Source organism: Nitrospirillum amazonense, assembly GCF_007828035.1.
GTDB classification, from domain to species: domain Bacteria; phylum Pseudomonadota; class Alphaproteobacteria; order Azospirillales; family Azospirillaceae; genus Nitrospirillum; species Nitrospirillum amazonense.
In genome coordinates this window covers 879,597-897,641 of record NZ_VITV01000002.1, presented here as the reverse complement: position 1 = coordinate 897,641, position 18,045 = coordinate 879,597, and the positions used below count along the sequence as shown (strand labels likewise).

8 protein-coding genes, 1 tRNA gene and 1 rRNA gene are annotated in these 18,045 nt (G+C 69.2%); 3 read left to right on the top strand and 7 right to left on the bottom strand.

Going from position 1 to position 18,045, the window contains the following annotated elements; translation table 11 throughout:
- Positions 1-92 (top strand): 5S ribosomal RNA (gene rrf / locus FBZ87_RS07960); the annotation flags it as partial.
- An 85-nt stretch (positions 93-177) separates the two neighbouring features.
- Positions 178-254, top strand: a tRNA-Met gene (locus FBZ87_RS07955).
- Positions 255-347: 93 nt separating this feature from the next.
- On the opposite strand, the gene FBZ87_RS07950 is transcribed toward FBZ87_RS07955, so the two are convergent.
- The 7 genes from FBZ87_RS07950 to FBZ87_RS07920 form a co-directional block, all read right to left on the bottom strand.
- On the bottom strand, positions 348-974 hold the full coding sequence (locus FBZ87_RS07950; protein WP_145609748.1) for an ECF-type sigma factor: 627 nt from the start codon (positions 972-974) through the stop codon (positions 348-350).
- Between the two features lie 166 nt (positions 975-1,140).
- Positions 1,141-2,166, bottom strand: coding sequence for a helix-turn-helix transcriptional regulator (locus FBZ87_RS07945; RefSeq protein ID WP_145609747.1), 1,026 nt, complete (start codon positions 2,164-2,166; stop codon positions 1,141-1,143).
- A 122-nt stretch (positions 2,167-2,288) separates the two neighbouring features.
- Positions 2,289-5,141, bottom strand: coding sequence for a protein kinase domain-containing protein (locus FBZ87_RS07940; RefSeq protein ID WP_186454638.1), 2,853 nt, complete (start codon positions 5,139-5,141; stop codon positions 2,289-2,291).
- 16 nt (positions 5,142-5,157) lie between these two features.
- Entirely contained in the window at positions 5,158-7,983 is a 2,826-nt protein-coding gene (locus FBZ87_RS07935; RefSeq protein WP_145609745.1) for a serine/threonine-protein kinase, read from the bottom strand.
- A gap of 144 nt (positions 7,984-8,127) precedes the next feature.
- Positions 8,128-10,173 (bottom strand): alpha/beta hydrolase domain-containing protein, encoded by a 2,046-nt coding sequence (locus tag FBZ87_RS07930; protein ID WP_145609744.1) that lies wholly within the window; start codon positions 10,171-10,173, stop codon positions 8,128-8,130.
- Between the two features lie 56 nt (positions 10,174-10,229).
- Complete coding sequence (locus FBZ87_RS07925) at positions 10,230-11,414, bottom strand: AGE family epimerase/isomerase (protein ID WP_145609743.1); 1,185 nt, start codon at positions 11,412-11,414, stop codon at positions 10,230-10,232.
- Positions 11,415-11,577: 163 nt separating this feature from the next.
- Entirely contained in the window at positions 11,578-12,804 is a 1,227-nt protein-coding gene (locus tag FBZ87_RS07920; protein WP_145609742.1) for an ROK family transcriptional regulator, read from the bottom strand.
- A 365-nt stretch (positions 12,805-13,169) separates the two neighbouring features.
- On the opposite strand from FBZ87_RS07920, the gene FBZ87_RS07915 reads away from it, so the two are divergent.
- Positions 13,170-18,035, top strand: a complete 4,866-nt coding sequence (locus FBZ87_RS07915; RefSeq protein WP_145609741.1) for an alpha-2-macroglobulin family protein — start codon at positions 13,170-13,172, stop codon at positions 18,033-18,035.
- The last annotated feature ends 10 nt before the right edge of the window (positions 18,036-18,045 follow it).

The window sequence follows — 18,045 nt, the reverse complement described above, 5'->3', positions numbered from 1 at the left end:
TACACCCGATCCCATCCCGAACTCGGCCGTGAAAACCCCCAGCGCCAATGGTACTGCGTCTTAAGACGTGGGAGAGTAGGTCGCCGCCAGGTCTATCAGTCGCACACATCGCGCCCAAGCCGCCCTGCCGCTCAACAGACCCTCATCGCAATGCCCGCCTCCCCCAGCACCCATTCCCGCGGGGTGGAGCAGCCCGGTAGCTCGTCAGGCTCATAACCTGAAGGCCGCAGGTTCAAATCCTGCCCCCGCAACCAAATCCCAAAACCCCCGCCCGCATTGCGCAGGCGGGGGTTTTGCTTTTTTGGCCCCGGGCGATCGCATCGGAACAGGAAACCGGCTGGCGGCGCTCAGGCCGGTTCCAACCGGGCCTTGTCGCCATGGCCGGCGCCCCCTTCGGCATCCATGGACCGCCCGGCATCCATGGACAGGGTGTGCAGCAGCCATGCGCGGGCCTTGGTCCAGTCGCGCCGCACAGTGCGGTCGGTGATGCCCAGGGCTTGGGCGGTTTCCAGTTCGCTATAGCCGGCGAAGAAGCGGCATTCCACCACCCGCGCCAGGCGCAGGTTCAGGGAGGCCAGACGGCCCAGGGCGTCATTCACTTCCAGGATGCGGGCGTCACTCTCGGCAGACCCGTGCGCCAGCAGGTCATCGTCCAGGGGCAGGGCCGCGGCCCCGCCGCCCCGCTTGGCGGCTAAGCGGTCGCGGGCGCGGTTCACCAAGACATGGCGCATGGCCAGGGCGGAGGCGCGCAGGAAGTGGCTATGGTCGTTGAAGCCGGCGGTCCCGCGCAGCTTCAGGTAGGCCTCATGGATCAAGGCCGTGGTCTGCAAGGTGTCGCTGGCCGGCAGGCGCCGCCGTTCCCGTCGTGCCAGGCGATGCAGGTCCTCATAGAACAGCGGCAGCAGGGCGTCGGCCGTGCGGACGACTTCTGGATCATCGCTGGGGACGATCAAATCCTGGAGGGTGTCGGACATGGGGCGGGCGGGGGACATGGGGCGGGCGGGGCGGCGGTGGCGTGGGGTGCGGCGGACGGCCGCCACAGGGCTAGCATAGCCACACTCTACCGCGGTGCACCAACATCCGCGCCCCTTCCGATGGCAGACCCCCGTTTGGTCAAGCCGGCCCCTTGATCCCCCTATCCTACCGCAGACCCCGTCGCCACGCCCCCGGCGGCTTGCCGACATGCTGGGTGAAGACGCGGGTGAGGTGGGACTGGTCACTGAAGCCGCAGACCATGGCGATCTCCACCAAGGGCATCGTGGATTCCGCCAGCAGGCGCTTGGCATGTTCCAGCCGGCAGGCCGTCAGCCAGCGATGCGGCGTCTCCCCCACCGACTGGCGGAAGGCCTGCAGGAAATAGCCCGGGGATAGGCCCAACCCCGTTGCGATTTCCCGCAAGGACCGTCCATCCTGAACGGAGGCCAGCAGCATTTCCTTGGCCAGCCGTTCCTGGCGTGGGCTGAGGCCGCCCCGCGCGCGGACCTGGTGTTCCAATCCACCATAGCGCTGGGCGATGTGGGTGCAGAGCGCGAGGATGACGTGTTCCACGAAGAACGCCCCGCCGGCACCGTGCTCAAGGGCGGGCAGCAGACAAGCACCCAGGCGCAAGGCGTCCTCGTCCACCTTGCCGCCGGGGCAGGCGAGGGTCGAGATGAGCCGGGCGTCATAACGCCGGGACAGCTCGTTCAGCGCCGCCCGGGGCACGCAGATCGCCAGCATGTCGAAGGCGGTGGTCATCAGCCAGCGCGGCCGCTGTTCCAGGTGTACGATGGAGACCCCGCCGGCGGCATAGGCGTTGACGGGCGCCTCCCGTCCCTCCCGCCAGGCGCGGTGGTGGGGCAGGGGGGCCAGTTGCAGCAGGACGAGGAAGGTGTCCTCCGGATCGAACGGCAGGGTGGGACGGTGATCGTCAGCCGGCGAGTGCAGGCGCGTGACGCTGAGGCTGGCGTCGGCATGACGGCAATCGACCGACAGGCGGGGGCCTGCCGGCAGATGAAAGCGCCGCGCCAGTTGGGCGATCTGGCCGCTGGTCTTGTGGCCCCCGAGGCCGGCGCTGTCGCTGACGGACAGGTCCGCGGCATCGTCGGCGCCTCCGTCGGCGGGAAAGGGATGGGGCAGGCTCAAGGCGGCCGCTGGATAATCGGTCTGAAGGGCGGGATACGACATGTCCGGGACTTCCTTCCAGGTGGCGCCGAGGTTCCTTTGCTGGGCACTCTGTTCGGCGGGATAACTCACCCGAAGGAAAACCCGGCGGCCGGATCAAACCGGACAGGGGGCATATAAATTTTTTAATGGGCCTGGTTCTTCTCCTCGGCGGCGGCCACCGCATCGCGGGCCTGGCGGATGAGCGGGCTGTCCGGCGTGTCGGTGCGTTGGGCGTCAGCCAGCGCCGTGGCCGCGTCTCGTGCGGCGCCCGCCCGGTCGCCCGCGGCCAGGCGCACCGCGCTGCGGGTCAGCAGCAGGCTGGTGTGGATGCGGATATTGTGTAAGGCCTTCACCTCATCGTAGGCCGCGAACGCTCGCTCCGTATCCGACATTGCCGCCGCCTTGTCCCCCGACCTCAAGGCCAGGACGGCGCGGCCGGCCCAGGCCAAGGCCACGTTGGGCGAAGCCGGCTGCACCCGCCCCTGCAACGCCAGGATGGCATCGAAGGCCCGGCTGGCGCCGTCCTGGTCGCCGTCCTGTAGCAGGAACCAGCCCAGTCGGCCTTCCGCCTCAAGCAACTCGAAGCTGCCGGGTTCCGCCTCCGCAAAGTCGGCGGCGGCCCGGGTCAGCAGTTCCCGGGCCTCGCTGGCGCGCCCAACCAGGCCGTAGGCCCTGCCCAACTGGGAGCACAGCATGCGCAGCATGCTCTCATCGGTCCGGCGCTTCTCGAAAATGGCGCGCAAGCGCTCCAGGATAGGAATGGCCTGGTCGGCACGGCCCTCATTGGTCAGGGCCTCGGCATAGGCCTGCCACACCATCTCCGGCAGCTGATCGGCGCTCGCCTCCCGTGGCACCACCTTGGTCAGGCTTTCGAACAGGGCCATGGCTTCATCCCGCCGTCCTTCCCGGTGCAGCAGCGTGGCCAAGCGAGCTTGGGCGGTCCAGTAGATGCCGCCTTGCCCCACGGTCTCCAGCGCCACCGCAGCGGCCCGCTCATAGCTCTGTTGGGCCTCGTCCAGCCGGCCCGCAGGTTCCAGGGCGTTGGCCCGGTTGATCAGGATATAGACCAGGGTGACGTTGTCGCCGCTCTGGCTGAAGCGTGCCAGGGCCTTGTCGTATAGGGCGATGGCGCCGGCATAGTCGCCCATCCGTTTGTGCAGAATAGCGGCGCTCTGCAGCGCCGAGGGATAGAAGGGGTGGTCCGGCGCGTGCTGTTCGTAAAGGGCCACCGCTTGGTCGACATATCCACGTCGGACCGCGACGGTGCCGGGGGCGCCATGCAGCGCCTCCGCCTTGCATAGCAGCCAGTAGGCACGCACCGCGGATTTATCCTGAGCGGACGTACGGAGCAGAGTATCCGTCTTGGCCAGCAGGTCGTTTGCCTGGGGCAGGTCGCCGGCCATGATGGCGTTCCACGTCTGCCGCAGCATCATCTCGATGACCAAGGGGTGGCTCTCGCCATAGACCCTGCGCGCTAGCGTGGCCCGCTTTTCCACAACCTGCGCGGTGCGCTCCGGATCGCTCAGCGCGGTATAGAGGTCGCTGGTGATGCCATAGAGTTCCAACGCCAGTTCCGGGTCCTTGGCGAATTCCCGTTCAATCCGATCGACACCCAGGTCCAGCAGCTTTTCCGCCGTGACGTCGCGGCGCTGCTTGTCCTTGGGGAAGCCGGGGTCGTGGCCGGCATAGAGGCTGAGCACGAAGGCCTTGATGGTTTCCGCCCGGGTTACGGCCTTTTGCGCCCGCAAATACTGCCAGGTGACGCCGCCCAAGCCGCCCAGGACGACCAGGGCCAGCAAGCCGGCGGCGGCCAGGGGCAGGCGATGACGTTTCATGAGGCGCCCTAAGACATAGCGCCGAGACCCCGACCGGGCGGTGACGGGCAGGCCGTCGCGCATGCGCTCCACATCCCGTGCCAGGGCGTCGACGGTCCCGTACCGCTGGCCCGGCTCCTTGCGCAGGGCCTTCGCGACGATGGCGTCCAGGTCCCCTGCCAACTTCCTCACTGGCACCGGCGGGGCGCCATCGGACCGCGCGGCGAACTGGGACAGGGGCGGCGGCACCTCCTGCAAGGCGGCGCGGACGGCCAGCGCCAGGGGCATGCCCTCCAGCGTCCAGGGCCGAGCGCCGGCCAGCAACTCATAGAGCAGCATGCCCAGGGCGTAGGCGTCGGTGGCCGTGCTGACCGGGCCGCCCAGAAGCTGCTCCGGCGCGGCATAGCCGGGGGTGAGGGGCGCCAACAGGGTCTCGGGGCTGCCTTCCTCGCCGCTGACGATGCGCTTGGCGATGCCGAAATCCAGCAGCTTCACCTGCCCCTGGGGCGTCACCAAGACGTTGCCGGGCTTCAGGTCCCGGTGGACGATCAGGTTGCGGTGGGCGTAGGCCACCGCGTCGCAGACAGCCAGGAACAGCGTGAGCCGGCCGTCCAGCCCGATCCCGCGATCGCGGCACCAGGCGGTGATGGGCTGGCCCTCCACCAGTTCCATGACCATGTAGGGCTGGCCGTCATGCAGCCCGCCGTCCAGGATGCGGGTGATGGCCGGGTGGTCCAGGGTGGCGAGGATCTGCCGTTCCGCCTGGAAGCGGTCGATATGGTCGATGGCATCCCGCCGGATGAGCTTCAGGGCCACCTGCTGCTCGAAATGGCCGTCGGCGCGTTCCGCGCGATAGACCTCCCCCATGCCGCCCCGGCCGATGACGCCGATGATGCGATAGGCGCCGACGCGCTGGCCCGGCGCCAGGCTGGCGAAAGGCACGGCCGGGGCCGTCCCGGGTGGGTCGAAGTGACCCGGACCCTCAAGCGCGGGCCGGTCCAGCCAGGTCTCGTCACGGACCATCTGGTCCAGCAGTCGTTCCAACTTAGCCAGCAGCCCGGCGTCGCCCCCGGTCAGATGCAGCAGGGCCATCGGCCGCTCGGTTGCGGGGAGGTCCAGCAGATGGTCCAGGGCCGCCTCTATGTGTTCCCAGTCCTGGGTCGCGTTCGTCGACATGTCCATAGGCATTCGCTCCCCCTCACGCCCCGGCCGCGATCACGGCGTTGCGCGCCTGGCGGATGGCGGGGCTGTCCGGTGCGTCGGTCCGCTGGGCGTCGGCCAGCGCCAGAGCCGCGTCCTGCCGAGCCCCTGCCTTGTCGCCGGCGGCAAGGCGCACCGCGCTGCGGGTCAGCAACAAGGTGGTGTGGATGCGCACGTCGTGCAGGGCACGGATTTGCTGATAGGCGGTGAATCCCTGGTCCACCGCGGCCTTCGCCGCCGCGATATCGTCCGAAGCCAACGCCAGGCGGGCCCGGCCGGCCCAGGCCAGCGTTGGCGCGATGGAGACCGTGGCCATCGGGTCCGCTTCGGCCACGATCCCGTCGAAAACCCCAGCGGCGCCGGGATCACCCTGGTCCAGCAGGAACCAGCCCCACCGGCCGCGCAAATCCTGCGCCTCTGGATTGGCGGGGGTGGCGGCGTAGGCGTCGAGGGCCTTCTGGAACTCGCCCCGCGCCTGCCCGGCCCGGCCCAGCTGATCATAGGCCTGCCCCAGCAGGGCATGGACCCGCCGCGCCGTGGCGCCCAGGCCGCCGGTCGTCATCAGGCGTGCTTCAAACTCTTCCAGAAAGGGAAGAGCCTCGGCCGCCACACCTTCAACGATGAAGCGTTCGGCATGGATGAGCCGGGCGATGTTGGAATAGTCCGCCGGCGACGGCGGGTTGCTGGGCAACACCTCCAGCATCTTGGCGAATTGTGCCATGGCCTCGGCCCGCGACCCCCGCAGCTCCAGCATCCGGGCCAGCTGCGCGAGACTCATCCAATAGGGCGCGGAGACGCCCTGGGATTCCAAGGCCAAAGCCGACACCCTTTCCAGGTTCTTGCGCGCGTCATCGAGACGCCCGGTGCGCTGCAACACGCTGACTTGGTTATAGAGCAAGGTGATCAGGGTGTCGTTGTCTTGCTCGGTGGCCGGCAGGGCACTGAAATGGTCCAGGGCTTGCTGGAACAGGGCCGCGGACTTTTCGAAATTCCCGACCTGTGCCTGCGCCAGTCCCGCCGCCTGCAACGCTGTCACATGGAACAAATGGTCGGGCGCGTAGCGTTCGAAGGATTTCAGTGTCTCATCCAGGGCGGCTAGGTGCGCGGCGCTGCCGGCTTCCTGCTTGGACAACATCTGCGCCTTGTTCAGCCACCAGCGCGGGCGGATGTCCTCTGCGCTCTTGCCCGCGGCGCGGAGCAGGACGTCCGTCTTGTCCAAAAGCCGTTGCGCGGAGGCCAGGTCGCCGGCTCGCCATGCGTCCGCACATTGGGCCAGCATGGCGTCGATGACGATGGGGGTCGCCTCACCATACGCCTCGCGGGCGGCGGCGACCTTTTTCTCGATTATTTGCGCCGCCCGGTCGCGGTCATCCAAAGCCTCGTAGAGCTGGGTCGTCAACGTGTACAATTCGAGCTCAAGTTCGGGATCGCCCGCGAACTCGCGACCGATGCGGTCGGCGCCCAGGTCCAGCAGCTTTTCCGCCGTCACGTCGCGGCGGTTCTTGTCCTTGGGGAAACCGGGATCGCGGCCGCTGTACAGGCTCAACACGAAATTCTTGATGGTTTCGGCGCGATTGGCCTGCTGTTGCGCTCGCAAATATTGCCAAGTGACACCGCCCAGGCCCCCCAGGATGGCCAGGGTGAGCAGGCCGGCCGCCGCCATGGGTAGCCGATGGCGCTTAACGAAGCGGCCCATGACATACAGCCGGGATCCGGTGCGCGCGGAGACCGGCCGCCCCTGGCGCATGCGCTGGATGTCGCGGGTCAGCTCGTCGACGGTCTGGTAACGCTGGCTGGGCTCCTTGCGCAGGGCCTTGGCGACGATGGCGTCCAGGTCGCCCGTCAGATCCTTCACGGGGACTGGCGGGGCGCCATCGGACCGTGCGGCGAACTGGGACAGGGGCGGCGGCACCTCCTGTAAGGCGGCGCGGACGGCCAACGCCAGGGGCATGCCTTCCAGCGTCCAGGGCCGCGAGCCCGCCAGCAATTCGTAAAGCAGCATGCCCAGCGCATAGGCGTCGGTGGCCGTGCTGACCGGGCCGCCCAGAAGCTGCTCCGGCGCGGCATAGCCGGGGGTGAGGGGCGCCAGCAGGGTCTCGGGGCTGCCACCGTCACCGGTGACGATATGCTTGGCGATACCGAAATCCAGCAGCTTCACCTGCCCCTGGGGCGTCACCAGCACGTTGCCGGGCTTCAGGTCGCGATGGACGATCAGGTTGCGGTGGGCGTAGGCCACCGCGTCGCAGACAGCCAGGAACAGCGTGAGCCGGCCGTCCAGCCCGATCCCGCAATCGCGGGACCAGGCGGTGATGGACTGCCCCTCCACCAGTTCCATGACCATGTAGGGCTGGCCGTCATGCAGTCCGCCGTCCAGGATGCGGGTGATGGCCGGGTGGTCCAGGGTGGCGAGGATCTGCCGCTCCGCCTGGAAGCGGTCGATATGGTCGATGGCATCCCGCCGGATGAGCTTCAGGGCCACCTGCTGCTCGAAATGGCCGTCGGCCCGTTCCGCGCGATAGACCTCCCCCATGCCGCCCCGGCCGATGACGCCGATGATGCGATACGCGCCGACCCTCTGGCCCGGCGACAGTCCATTAAAGGGAGGCGGTGCGATGCCGTCGGCAGGGCCAAGGGCGGCGGGCCGGTCCAGCCACGTTTCATCCCGCTCTGCCTGCGCCAGCAGGGTGCGCAATTCAGCCAGGACGATGGCGTCATCGCCGGCCAGACGCAATAGGGCGGCCGAGCGGCTGCTCGTGGGCAAATCCAGCAGCTGGTCCAGCGCCGCCTCGATGTGGGGCCAATTGGTCTTGGCGGTCATCGACATGGATATCCCTTCCCGGTGAACAGCGGCAATTTTCCACCATATCCGGGTAGGGATATTGGAATCCCTAGATTATTCCGGGAATGAGCGTTGCGCTCGGCGAAGCGATTTTTCCCACCGGGCGCTCACGTCGCGACCAGGTGCGGCTCAGCCGGGAAAGAGATAGCCGCAGCCGGCATCGGCCGGGTCGTGGGCCATGACGCGGTCGTACAGCGCACCCTGGTCGGCCAGCAGACTGTCCGCCTCCTCCGCCAGCACCCAGCCGGCGGCGACCTCGCGGGCGATGGCGGCCTTCGCCTTGTCCAGGAAATCCTGGCGGGTGGAATAGCGGGCGGCCAGCGACGGCCGAGGATCCTGGGCGGCCGCGCGCTCCGCCTCCGTGCGGGCGAAGGGCACGAAAGACCCATCGAAACGGCCCTGGTAGGCGCCGAAGCCGGTCTCCGGCGCCCGCAGGTTCCAGCCGGTGTGCGTACCCAGCGGCACTTCCAGCTCCACCTGTCGGATGCCGCCCCGATCGTTGCCGTCGGCGTCGGGCGCGGGCACGCGGGTGGGATAGGGCTGGCCCCGCGCCGGGGGCACGGTATCGGCGATGCCCTGCGTATAGCGCGGACCGAAATCCAGGCGCGGCGGCATCAGGGGGCTGAGCGGCGGGGTGAGGCCGGGCACCTTGGCGAAGGCGGCCTTGTAGGCGTCGGCGCTGATCAGGGTGCCGTCCGCCAGCGTGGGCACGGCACTGTCCGGCGGCGCCGCCTTGCCCTGCACCCAGTTGTCCAGCGCCACCACCAGTGCGCGCTCCACCGGATAATGGTTGGTGGTGTTGACGCAGGCGGTGTATGGCCAGCGCTCATGGCTGCGGCCGACGTAATGCTGCGACCCCGCCAGCAGGTAGATGCGGGCGGACGGGTCGATGGCGGCGTCCGCCTCGCCGTCCGGCGTGATGTGCAGCAGGGAGGCGGAGCGGTTCCAGTACTCCGCCGAGGTGTTGGCGAAGATCATCTTGGGCAGCGGCCCTGCCGCCCGCGCGCCGTCCAGCAGGGACCCGGTCTGTTTCGTCACCGGGTCGGTGGAGGGCGTGGTGGTGAAGGGGAAGGCGTCGGAGAAGTAGATCTGCTCCACCAGCGGGCTGAAGTGGCGGGTGGCCATGCCGAAGCGCTGGTTGAAGGCACCCTTGCCGGCGCCGGGCACCTGGGCATAGGCGCCGTCGAAGGCTGGGCGGCCTTCCTCATCCCGGTTCCAGCCATTGTACAGCATGGTATCGATGACGCGCCCGGACTGCGAGATGCCGAAGATCAGGGCGCGGTCCAGCGGCTGCTGCCCGCCGAAGGGCTGGGTCTTGAAGAAGGACAGCAGGTCGCGGATACCGGCCAAGCCCACGCCCACCACGTAGGGATCACGGGAGGGGACGACCACCTCATAGATTTTGCCGGTCTGGAAGCCGCCCTTCATGCGCACCTCCACCGGCAGGCCGCCATCGGGGTTGTCCACGAAGGTCCAGGCGCTGCGCGCGATGGGATGACGCGGCGCGTCCGGTGCGTCCCGCTCGGTCAGCACGGCGTCGGGGGCGCCTTCGGTGGCGAAGGGGTAGGGGACGCCCTTCATGCCGACGTAAGCTGCGGCCTCGGCCGGTTTATCGACGATGAACTCATAGGCCGCCTTGCCCAGGATGGGCTTGCCGTCCTTCTCCCGCGCCACGGGCGGCTTCAGGATGAAGGGCTTGTCACCGGGGCCGCCCGGCTGCACGTCCCAGGTCCAGGCGGACCACAGCAGGGTATAGCCGCGCTTGAAGAAAAAACCGTTGCCGGTGTCGGCCAGGGTGGTGGGGTCGTTGTGCGCCGGACCGTGACCATTGACCTGACCCAGGGCCGCGATGCCGCCCCGGTTGTTGACGTCATAGAACAGGGCGCCGTTGCGGCCGGCCGCGTTGGTGGGGCGCAGCATCAGGAAGTCGGTGGCGAAGACGACATGGCCGTGGCCGTCCTTGGGCGCCAGGCCCAGGTCGGTGATGCGCGCGTTGGCCGGCAGGGCGGGGTCCAGCGCGATCCAGGCCGTGCCCCGGATCTTCTCGTAGGGGCCCACGGTGCCGAAGGGGATGCCATCGGCCAGCACCGTGCGCTCCGTGATCTCCACCCGCTCCACCGCCGCCAGGGCGGGCGTGGCCGTCAGCAGCCCCATCAGGACGATCAAATGCCGCATTGTCACTGCCCCAGTTATTGCTTGTGCGGCGAGGCTAATGCGGTGCTGGGCCGGGATCAACCGGGATAGCCCGCCGTGCCCAGCGCCTGGTCCAGTTCCTGGATGGCGCAGACGATGTGGTAGAAGCTGCTGGCGGGGGCGGCCTCTTCGACGAAGGTGCCGTCCGGGTTCAGGCGGTCGCGCCACAGGCCCTTCACCGGCGTGTCGAAGTATTTCATCAGGCCGCGCCCGCCGTTGGCGGCCATGGTCCAATAGGTGTCGCTGCGGTCGGCGTCGTCGCGGGTGGCCAGGGCGGCCAGCACGGCGCACTTGATGCGTTCCGTCTGCGGCCACAGGCGGGCGACGGGGTCGTGGGGGGTCAGGTCGTCCAGCAGGGCGTTCATGGCCACCTCGCGCGCCGGGTCCACGCCCGGCCCCTCGCCCACGGCGATCATGCGCCAGGCGGCGTCGGACGCCGCCTTGTTGCCGGTCAGGGCGGCCCAGCGCAGCATCAGCCACGACCATTCGAACTGGTGTCCCGGCTCGACGATGCGGCCGGGCGTGCCGGCCTGGGGCCGCCAGTCGCCGTCGAAGAACTCCTTCAGCCCGCCCATGTCGTCGTCGATGAAGCGGGTGAGCGCCAGGCCCACGATCTCTTCCGCCAGGTCGCGCCAGCCGCTGTCGCCGCCCTGCTCCATCCAGGCCAGCGACGCCTCCAGCATGTGCATGTGCGGGTTGGACAGCAGCGGCAGGGTGCGGGGATGGCTCTCCTCGAACCCGCCTTGGGCGTGGTGCAGGGTGTCCAGCAGCCGCTGGCGCAAGGCCACGGCCATCTCCTCCGCCCTGCGGTTCTCCGGCGTGGCGCTCTGCGCGGCGGCGAGCGCGAACAGGGCGAAGGCCTGGTCGTACAGCACCACGGTGTCGTCCAGGGCGGTGCCGTCCGGCGCCACCTTGGTGCGGAACAGGCCGTCGGGCCGGCGGTAATGGTTGAGGAAGAAGGTCAGGCCGTGCTCCGCCGCCTCGCGCACCGGGCCGTTCCAGCCGGACTTGGCGGCGACGGAATAGGAATAGACCTGGCGGGCCTGCACCCGGGCGCGGCGGGCGTCGTTGGTCGGCTTGCCGTCCAGCCCCAGCTTCTCATGGAAGCCGCCGTTCACCCGGTCCGCCCCCACCTCCCACCACAGGGGGTAGGCCTGCTCCACCAGCCAGGCCTTAAGCTGGCCGCGCACGGCGGCGGCGTCGAGGAGAGCTGCTGACGGCATGCGAACACCCTTGGTATGTGGGCCTTTTATTCTCTTTTGCCGTTGTCCCGCACGAGGCAATCGTTACGGCCGGCCACCGAGGCGGACCATAAAGCGGTTCGTTAAAAATTAAAATTGAAATATTAATCTTTTAGATGGTTCAGAGCTGCCCCGCGAGGGCCCATCAGGCGGCGGCCGTTTTCATCAGGGCGGTGCGCGACGGCAGCAGGCGGTCGTTGAAGGGCAGGATGGCGGCCCCCACCGCCGGCGCGTCCATGGCGGTGGCGGCCCGGTAGACCGGGGCAATGACCGGGATGGTGCCGGCATGGGCCTGCAGCCGCTCGGTGATCAGCTGGGCCAGACGGTCCAGCTGGGCGGTGGGCAGGCGCCCGCCCAGGAAGACGGCTTCCGGGTTCACCAGGCAGCTGACGGCGATGATGGGCACGGTCAGCAATTCCGCCGCTAGGTCCAGCCACTGCGCGACCAGAGCCTGCCCGGCGGCGTCCAGGCCGGCCAGTTCGTCCGGCTGGCACAGCGGATAGCCGTTGGCCTTGAGGAAGCCGAACAGGGCCGACAGCGACACCGCCTCCTGCAAGGAGGTCGCCGGCGTGCGGGGGGAGGAGACCGGCAGGAAGCCGATCTCACCGCTGCGGCCCTGGGCGCCGCGGAAATATTGTCCATCAATGACCATGCCACCCCCCAGGCCCCGGCTGATCAGGATGTAGAAGAAGCTGGGATCGCGCAGACCGTGCCCGAACTGCAGTTCACCCAGGGCCGCCGCCGCCGCGTCGTTCTCCAGGAACACCGGCAGGGGCAGGATGGCGGAGAACAGCCGGGCGACGTTGACGGTGTTCCAGGCTTCATAGCTGGCGGGGCGGTTGGGCAGGTTCACCCGCCCCAGGTCGTCGGGCATGGCGACCCCGATGCCGACGATGCGGTCCTGCGGGAAGGTGCCGCCAGCCTGCAGGGCGTCCACCTGTTCCTTGAAAAAGGCGGTCACGGTGTCGGGCAGGGGAAATTCCACGTCCAGGGTGGCGCGATGGCGCACCTGGCCCAGAAGGTCCAGCACCAGCACGGTAACATGGTCGCGGTCGATATTGACGCCAATGGAATAGCAGCCGTCGGGGTTGATGGCCAGGCGCATGGCCGGCTGGCCGCGCGCGCCGTGCAGGCGCCCCACTTCCATGATCAGGCCGTCGTTCAGCAGGCGCTTGGTGATGTTGGCGATGGCCGGCGCCGTCAGGCCGGTGATGGTGGCCAGCTCCGCCCGGGTGATGGGGCCGCTGACGCGGATGGCCTGCAGCATGACCCGCTGGTTGTGATCCCCCGCCCGCTCCAGGTTCGTGCCCGACAGGCTGGCGCCCAGCGACGGGTGCAGGTCGGCGGTGCGGGGGGGCACAGGCGCGGACATCCGGGCAATTCCTTATTTAAATTTACAAGTTTATGGGCCGGGATGGTGGGGCATCGTCCGTCCGGACACAATGCGCATTTTCAAGGATGCCCTCACCGCGACTCCGCCCGGGAAACCAGGATTAGGACAGGCCGCCGCCGTCATCCTTTCCACCCGCCCAGCCCGCTTTGTGACCCCTCAGGTGGGCTTTCACGCGTTCCGGATCGTGGCCCGTGGAATGGCAAGCTGGCTGCGCGTCATAACCCTGATGGCGATGAACGCTATGATTGCGGATCCGCCTTGACGCCGCCACAAAGCCGCCGCAACGATCGACCGGCGCGGCACTTCCGCCGTCCGCATCCTCCCCTCATATCCCGGGGTCTCGCATGAGACGCTGTGCCGCGTTCGCCGCCCGCCTGGTCACCGCCGCCCTGGCCTTGGCCGCCCCTTTTATGTGCGCGCCCGCACTGGCCGCCGGGCCCCTGGCGCCCTCGGGCAACTTGGCGCAAAGCGACACCGACGCCACCGGCGCCTGCGTCTGGTTCAACGGCGCACTGGCCGAGAACCATGGCGACCTATCCGGCTTCGTGGCGGTGGAGCCGGTGGGGGACGTGGCCGTCACCGCCAATGATCGCCAGCTGTGCGTCAGCGGGCTGGAGCCGGGCAAGGCCTACACGGTCACCGTCCGCGCCGGCCTGCCCGCCGCCGATGGCAACACCCTGCCCAGGAACCTCACCTTCCACCTGACGATGCATGACCTGCCAGGCAGCGTGCGCATCGCCGGCACGGGCTATGTCCTGCCGCGCGTGGGCAACGCCGGCGTGGCCGTGGAGACCGTCAACATCGCCCGGGTGACGCTGGGCCTCTATCGCGCGCCGGAAACGGCGCTGGCCAACCTGTCCCTGAACCAGGACCCGACGGGCTGGAGCGTGGAAAGCCTGGTGAACGACAAGGTGCGGCCCGTCTGGACCGGCACCATGGAGACCAAAGGCGCGCAGAATAAGCGGACCATCACCAACTTCCCCCTGGACCAGGTGCTGAAGGACCGCCAGCCCGGCGCCTATCTGCTGGTGGTCGAGGATGAGAAGCTGGCGAAGGACCGCGACAACGCGACCTATGACCAGCGTGAGGCCCGCACCGCGGCACGCTGGCTGGTCGAGACGGACATGGCGCTGACGGCGTTGACCGGGGGTGACGGCCTGACGGTCGTCGCCCGCTCCCTGGCCAAGGCCACGCCGCTGGCTGGCGCCCGGGTGGTGCTGCTGGCGCACGATTCCGGCACCTTGGGCGAGGCCAAGACCGACGGTGACGGCATCGCCCGTTTCCCCATGGGGCTGCTGCGGGGCAAGGGCGGGGCGCGTCCGGCGCTGGTGGAGGCCTTCGCCGGTGGCCCCTCGCTGATCCCCTTCGCCAGCACGCCGGCCGACTTCGCGGCCCTGTCGCTGGAGCGGGCCGCTTTCGACTTCAGTGCCCGCGGGGCCGACGGCCGCCCGGACCCGGGCCCGTTGGACGCCTATGTCTATACCGAGCGCGGCGTTTACCGGCCGGGCGAGACCGTGCACGCCGCTTTCGTGCTGCGCGACGCCCAGATCCGCACCGCCGCCGTGGACATGGTGGCCGCCGTGGTCCGCCGCAGTGACGGGGTGGAGGCCGCCCACCTGACGGCCAAGTTGAGCAGCGGCGCCGGCACGGTCGATATTCCCATCAGCGCCGCCGCCCCGCGCGGCGAATGGACCATCAACCTATACGTCGCCGGCGGCGATGCGGTGGTTGGCAGCGGCACCTTCGACGTGCAGGATTTCGTGCCGGAGCGGCTGAAAGTCGCCATCGGCAAGCCGGCGACTCCAGCGCTGGCGGCGGGCCAGCCGGCCACGATGCCGGTGGAGGCGCGCTTCCTCTATGGCGCCGCCGCTGGCGACCTGCCGGTGGGGGGCGAGGTGCGGCTGGAACGCGATCCCAAGCCCTTCGCCAAATGGTCCGACTTCGCCTTCGGCCGCGATGACGACAAGTTCGAGCCGCAGACGGCCCCGGCGGTCGATACCCACACCGACGGCGCCGGCAAGGCGTCGGTGGAATTCCCGGTGCCGGAGGCCGGGACCGCCACGGCCCCCCTGCACGCCGTCATTACCGCCGCGGTGGTGGAGCCGGGCGGGCGGGTAACGCGCGACCAGATGGCCCTGCCGGTCACCTATCGCGCCGGCTTCGTGGGCATCCGGCCCCTGTTCGCCAACCGCCGGGTGCGGGAAGGGGGCAGCGCCGACTTCGACATCCTGGCGGTGGACGCCGCCGGCGTGCCGCAGGCGGCCAAGGGCGTGCGCTATGTCCTGGCGCAAGCCGACCGCCACTACACCTGGTATCGCAGCGGCTTCCAGTGGTCCTACAAGACCAGCGTGCAGTACCGCACGGTGGCCAACGGCACGCTGGATCTGGACGGCGCCAAGCCGGCGCGCATCAGCCAGCGCCTGGAGTGGGGCGAATATCGCCTGCTGGTGGAGAATCCGGCCACCGGCGCCGTCACCACCCAATCCTTCTACAGCGGCTGGTACATGGCGGGCGCCAGCACCGACGCGCCGGACGTGGTGCCCTCCGCCCTGGACAAGGCGGCCTACGCGGCGGGGGAGACGGCGCACCTGCGCATCGAGCCGCCCTTCGCCGGCCAGATGCAGGTGGCCATTGCCGGACAGGAGGTCCGCATCCTGGCCACGCGCGCCACGGGCGCGGAGCCGGTGACGGTGGACATTCCCGTGAAGGCGGAATGGGGGGCCGGCGCCTACGCCCTCATCTCCTTCATCCGGCCGGCGGACAAGGATGTGGGCCACCAGCCAGTACGGGCCGTGGGCCTGGCCTGGATTCCGGTGGATTCCGGGGCCAAGGCGCTGGCGGTCAGCATCGACGCGCCCAAGACCCTGCGTCCCCGGCAGAAGGTCGATGTACAGGTGACGGCGGCGGGGGCCAAGGCCGGTGCCTACGTCACCGTGGCGGCGGTGGATGAGGGCATCCTGCAGCTGACCCGTTTCCGCAGCCCCGACCCGCTGGCCCATTTCTTCGCCAAGCGCAAGCTGGGGGCGGAGATGCGCGATGATTACGGCCGCCTTCTGGAAAGCCAGGCAGGGCAGACCGGCGTGCTGCGCCAGGGCGGTGACGGCGGTTCACCCGGCGGGGTGGGCCTGCCGGTGGTACCCACCCGCACCGTGGCCCTGTTCTCGGGCCTGGTGGCGCTGGATGACAAGGGCCACGCCAAGGTCACGCTGGATATTCCCGACTTCAACGGCAGCTTGCGTCTGATGGCGGTGGCCCTGGACAAGGACCGCATGGGCATGGCCGAAGGCGCCATGACGGTGCGCGATCCCGTGGTGGCGGAGGTCATCCTGCCGCGCTTCCTGGCGCCCAACGACACCGCCGCCGGTACGCTGTTGCTGCACAACCTGGAAGGGGCGGCGGGCGACTACCGCGTCACCCTGACAGCGGACGGCGCCCTGAAGCTGGCGGGGGATGCGAAGCGCACCATCACGCTGACATCCGGCCAGCGGGTGGTGCAGCCGGTGGCCCTGGCGGGCGGCCCGGCCGGCATCGGCGGCCTGACCCTGGCGGTTGAGGGGCCGGGCGGGGTGAGGCTGGAACGGTCCTGGCCCATTACCATCCGTCCGGCGGAGGCGCCCATCGTCATGGCCGAGCAGCGCCAGCAGGCCCCGGGCGAGGCCTACACCCTGCCGTCCAACCTGCTGGACCTGTTCTTGCCCGGCACGGGCAGCGTCGCCCTATCCTATTCCAATCTGCCCGGCATCGACGTGCCCGGCCTGATGAAGGACTTGGACCTCTACCCCTATGGCTGCACCGAGCAGACCACCAGTCGCGCCTTGCCGCTGGTGGCCTTCCGCGATCTGGCGCGTCAGTTGGGCCTGGAAGGCAACGTCAAGGATCCGGACAACCGGGTGAACACGGCCATCGATCGTCTGCTGCAACGCCAGGACAGCACCGGGGAGTTCGGGCTGTGGTCCGCGGGCGACGGCCTGGGCGGACCCTGGCTGCAGATGTATGTGTTCGATTTCCTCACCCGCGCGCGGGCCGCCGGCTATTTCGTGCCGGACGTGGCCATGCAGTCCCTGGCCGACTGGGTGACGCAAGCGACCGACCGGGGCGTGGACGCGCGGGGGGCGGACGGCGAGGCGATGGTCTACGGCCAGTACCTGCTGGCCCGGAGCGGCCACGCCACCCCGGCCAACCTGCGCTACATCCATGATGTGACGGCGGAGCAGTTGTCCAACGGCCCGCTGGCCTACGCCCAGCTGGGGGCCGCCCTGCTGGCCGCCGGTGATAAGGCACGGGCGGAGGTGGCGTTCGAACGGGCGCGCAAGCACTTGGGCCAGGGCTCGCACGACTATTACAGCAGCCCGCTGCGCGACGCCGCCGCCACCCTGGCGGTGGCGGCCGAGGCGGGAAACGCCCCCCTGCAGGAGGCGGCACTGCACCTCGCGCTGCTGAGCCTGAAGGAGCCCTGGTATTACAACACCAATCAGAAAAGCTGGCTGCTGCTGGCCTCGCAGGCCATCCTGGCCAAGGGGCAGCCCATTTCCCTGACCACTACCGGCTATGCCAAGGCCGCCACCGGCCGCGCGCTCAGCTACAGCCCCACGCCGGCACAGCTGGCCGCCGGCTTCGGCGTCGTCAACAGCGGTACGGCCGCCGTCTGGCGCACGGTGCAGATGCGCGGCGTGCCCAAGGAAAGCCCGGGCCCGGTGTCGGAGGGCATCAGCCTGACCAAGGAGGTCTACACCATGGATGGCAAGCCCGCCGGCACGGACCACGTCGCCCGCAACACGCGGCTGGTGGTGGTGCTGACCGGTGTGCTGCAGCAGCATGTGAAGCGCACCCTGGTGACGGTCGATCCCCTGCCGGCGGGGTGGGAGATCGAGAGCGTGCTGCGCCCGGCCAAGAAGGGCAGGAAGGCGTTGGATTGGCTGAAGAACCTCAGCCGCGCCGCCGTGGCGGAGGCGCGCGACGACCGCTTCGTCGGCGTGCTGGACGCTGGCCAGCCCTCCTGGATCTACCGGGACGAGGATGAGGACGAGGATGGCGGTGGAGAAGCGGACGAGGATACCGGGCCCAGCCAGAATTTCCGCTTCGCCTATGTGGTGCGGGCGGTGACCCCGGGGCAGTTCGCCCTGCCGCCGGCCTCCACCCAGGACATGTACGACCCGGCGGCCATCGCCCGCACCGCGGCCGGCCGGACGGTGGTGGACGCCGTGCCGTGACGCCGGAATG